Source organism: Pseudomonas sp. K5002 (genome assembly GCF_013386655.1).
Taxonomy (GTDB): Bacteria; Pseudomonadota; Gammaproteobacteria; order Pseudomonadales; family Pseudomonadaceae; genus Aquipseudomonas.
The window spans coordinates 1-3,308 of record NZ_JACARK010000336.1 but is presented as its reverse complement, the minus strand read 5'-3'; the positions used below and the strand labels follow the sequence as shown (position 1 = coordinate 3,308).

Below are 3,308 nucleotides of genomic sequence, written 5' to 3'. Positions count from 1 at the left end.
GGCTGACGGCCTCGCCACTCAAGCCGGTGATTTCCAGCAGGCGCTGGCGCATCAGGGTGCGCAGGTTGGCGCCCGGAACCTTGTCGATCAGCGGTGCCGCGAGGGTGACCATGTGGGCCTTGCCTTCGAGGGAGCGCGGGTCGGACTCTTCGGTCAGTTGCTGGAAAAAGTAATCGGCCAGCGGTTGTGCGTGTTGGTTGATGCGCGCGCGGAACGCGTCGGTGCCTTCGGAGCGGACCAGGGTGTCCGGGTCTTCACCTTCGGGCAGGAACAGGAAGCGTGCGCGCCGCCCGTCCTGCAGGCTCGACAGGGTCGACTCAAGGGCACGCCACGCTGCGTTGCGGCCGGCCTGGTCGCCGTCGAAGCAAAACAGTACGTTGGGCACCACGCGAAACAGGCGCTTCAAGTGCTCTTCGCTGGTCGCGGTGCCCAGGGTCGCCACGGCGTTGCGCAAACCTTGCTGGGCCAGGGCAATCACGTCCATATAGCCTTCAACCACGATGATTTCGTCGAGGTTGCGATTGTTCTTGCGCGCTTCAAACAGGCCGTAGAGTTCCTGGCCTTTATGAAACACCGGGGTTTCCGGTGAGTTCAGGTATTTGGGCTTGTCGTCCCCCAGCACCCGGCCGCCGAACGCGATGATGCGGCCGCGGCTGTCGCGGATCGGGAACATCACGCGGTCGCGGAAGCGGTCATAACGCTTGCCGGTCTCGGCGTTTTCCACCAACAGGCCGGCGTCGATCATGGCTTTTTGCTGCAGTGTGTCGCTGCTCAGGTGCTTGTACAGGTTGTCCCAGCCCGGCGGGGCGAAGCCGAGGCCGAAGTCGCGGGCGATTTCACCGGTCAGGCCGCGGCCCTTGAGGTAATCGACGGCGGCTTTGCGCTGCGGGTGGCTTTTCAGTGCCTGGCGGTAAAAGTCGGCAGCAGCGGTAAGCAGCGGGTACAGCGGCGAATCGGTGGGTTGCCGCGGTTTGTGCGGGCGGCCACTTTCTTCGCGGGGGATTTCCATGCCGGCGGCTTTCGCCAGTTCCTCGACGGCCTGAGGGAAGTCCAGGTTGTCGTGGTCCATGATGAAGCCGAGGGCGTTGCCGCCAGCGCCGCAGCCGAAGCAGTAGTAGAACTGCTTGTCGGGGCTGACGCTGAACGACGGAGTCTTTTCCTTGTGGAACGGGCAGCAGGCGGTGTAGTTCTTACCGGCCTTTTTCATCTGCAGGCGCGAGCTGACAACATCGACGATGTCGGTGCGGTTCAGAAGGTCGTCAATAAAGCTCTGGGGAATTAGCCCGGCCATGGCGTTCTCGTCATCACTGCGTGTAAAAGAGGGCCCGCAAAGTGCTCAAGGCGCGCGTGTTGTGCGGCTCGATCTACTGTCGTCTGCTTGGTCTGTCAGGAAGTGTATCTGCCGAACATTCACTGACGTTAGTTCCGATCAGTGCCCGGCGTAGAAATGTTGCCCGGGAGTCCGGTCTTGGCCATGTGGGGGCCTCGGAAGCTCATCGGTGGGCGCAGCCGACCTGTTGATCGCCTGTTAAAAAATAAGTGTGCTCGTCAGTAGCCTTGTTAGGCTCGTCAGAAGAGACGTGCACCGCTGGCAAAAGAGCCAGTCCTGACGTGTGAAGCAGTTCGTTTCAGTCGCGTGTGCGGCGTCAACGGTGAAGCATCAAGCGATATCCGCAAATGCCAACAGCCCGGCTGAGGGCCGGGCTTGGCAGAAGCTTGCTACGAACGTCTGTGTATTAGTACAGACGAACGGCGCGGCGCTGCTCGCGCTGAACTTTCTTGGCGTGACGCTTAACAGCGGCTGCTGCTTTACGCTTACGCTCAGAAGTTGGCTTCTCGTAAAATTCGCGGCTACGAACTTCAGCCAGAACACCGGCTTTTTCGCAGGAGCGCTTGAAACGACGCAGAGCTACGTCGAAGGGTTCGTTCTCTTTTACTTTGACGGCTGGCATCCAGAGCTACCTTCTTTCATTACCGGGAATCAACGTTCTCGTCGCAAAAAATTCGCGGCTGAGGTCGTCGGTTTTTAAGGGTTGCGGATGTTAACCCCTCATTGCCCGGAATGCAAAGCCTCTGATCGAAAACCGCTAGTCGGGAGGGGGAGTGGCGACTATTATGCGCGCCTTCGAATTCAGCCTCTACAAGGCGCAAACCCATGCTAGTTCTGGGATTAGAAACCTCGTGCGACGAAACCGGTGTCGCACTTTACGACAGTGAACGCGGGCTTTTGGCCGACGCACTGTTCAGTCAGATCGACCTGCATCGCGCCTATGGTGGCGTGGTGCCGGAGCTGGCCAGCCGTGATCATGTGAAACGCATGCTGCCATTGATTCGCCAGGTGCTGGACGAGGCCGGCTGCGTGCCGACCGAGATCGACGCCATTGCCTATACCGCAGGCCCCGGATTGGTCGGAGCCCTGCTGGTTGGGGCCTCTTGCGCCCAGGCGCTGGCATTTGCCTGGGGCATTCCGGCCCTTGGTGTGCACCACATGGAAGGCCATTTACTGGCACCGATGCTGGAAGAAAACCCGCCAGCGTTCCCGTTCGTCGCTTTGTTGGTTTCAGGCGGCCATACGCAGCTGGTTCAGGTCGACGGGATCGGTCAATACACGCTGCTGGGCGAAAGCCTGGACGACGCTGCCGGTGAAGCTTTCGACAAGACTGCGAAGATGATGGGCCTCAATTATCCGGGCGGCCCGGAAATCGCCCGCTTGGCAGAAAAAGGCGTTCCGGGGCGCTATACCTTCCCGCGCCCGATGTGCGATCGCCCTGGCCTGATGTTCAGCTTCAGCGGCCTGAAAACCTCTGCCCTGAACACCTGGCAGCAGAGCGTCAGCGCCGGAGACGACAGTGAGCAAGCCCGTTGCGACATCTCGCTGGCGTTCCAGCAAGCCGTGGTGGAGACTTTGACCATCAAGTGCAAGCGGGCCCTGAAGCAGGCGGGCATGAAGCGCCTGGTGATCGCGGGCGGCGTCAGCGCGAACAAGGCGCTGCGCAGCTCCCTGGAGAAAATGCTCGGCGACATGAAGGGCGACGTGTTTTATGCGCGTCCCGAATTCTGCACCGACAACGGCGCGATGATCGCCTATGCCGGTTGCCAGCGTTTGCAGGCCGGGCAGCATGAAAGCCTGGCAATCAGCGTGCAGGCGCGCTGGCCGATGGAGCAGTTGCCGCCGCTGTAACGGGCGAACGTGAGCCGGGTTCACCGGGCGTATTTAAAAATGCCGTTCGCGCCCGGCAAACAGGTCGCGTAAATTGCCCCGGTGGCGCCAGACGATCAGCAGCGTGAGCACGCTCATCGGCACCAGC

General features: G+C 60.9%; 3 protein-coding genes and 1 pseudogene. 1 reads left to right on the top strand and 3 read right to left on the bottom strand.

What is annotated here, in order from left to right; all coding sequences use genetic code 11:
• Both dnaG and rpsU read right to left on the bottom strand, forming a co-directional pair.
• The coding region (dnaG, locus tag HX846_RS16465; protein ID WP_178965730.1) for a DNA primase at positions 1-1,291 on the bottom strand (1,291 nt) is incomplete at its 3' end.
• 445 nt (positions 1,292-1,736) lie between these two features.
• The gene (gene rpsU / locus HX846_RS16460) at positions 1,737-1,952 is read right to left on the bottom strand and encodes a 30S ribosomal protein S21 (protein WP_002551877.1); all 216 of its coding nucleotides are present in this window, start codon (positions 1,950-1,952) and stop codon (positions 1,737-1,739) included.
• A gap of 203 nt (positions 1,953-2,155) precedes the next feature.
• Between rpsU and tsaD the strand changes: the two genes are divergently transcribed.
• Positions 2,156-3,181, top strand: coding sequence for a tRNA (adenosine(37)-N6)-threonylcarbamoyltransferase complex transferase subunit TsaD (gene tsaD, locus HX846_RS16455; RefSeq protein WP_087694726.1), 1,026 nt, complete (start codon positions 2,156-2,158; stop codon positions 3,179-3,181).
• A gap of 33 nt (positions 3,182-3,214) precedes the next feature.
• On the opposite strand, the pseudogene HX846_RS16450 reads toward tsaD, so the two are convergent.
• Positions 3,215-3,308: pseudogene (locus HX846_RS16450) on the bottom strand (glycerol-3-phosphate acyltransferase); the annotation flags it as partial.

Coding starts and splice junctions, on each gene's coding strand:
- rpsU (WP_002551877.1), bottom strand. CDS start 1,952: ATGCCAGCCGTCAAAGTAAAAGAGAACGAACCCTTCGACGTAGCTCTG.
- tsaD (WP_087694726.1), top strand. CDS start 2,156: ATGCTAGTTCTGGGATTAGAAACCTCGTGCGACGAAACCGGTGTCGCA.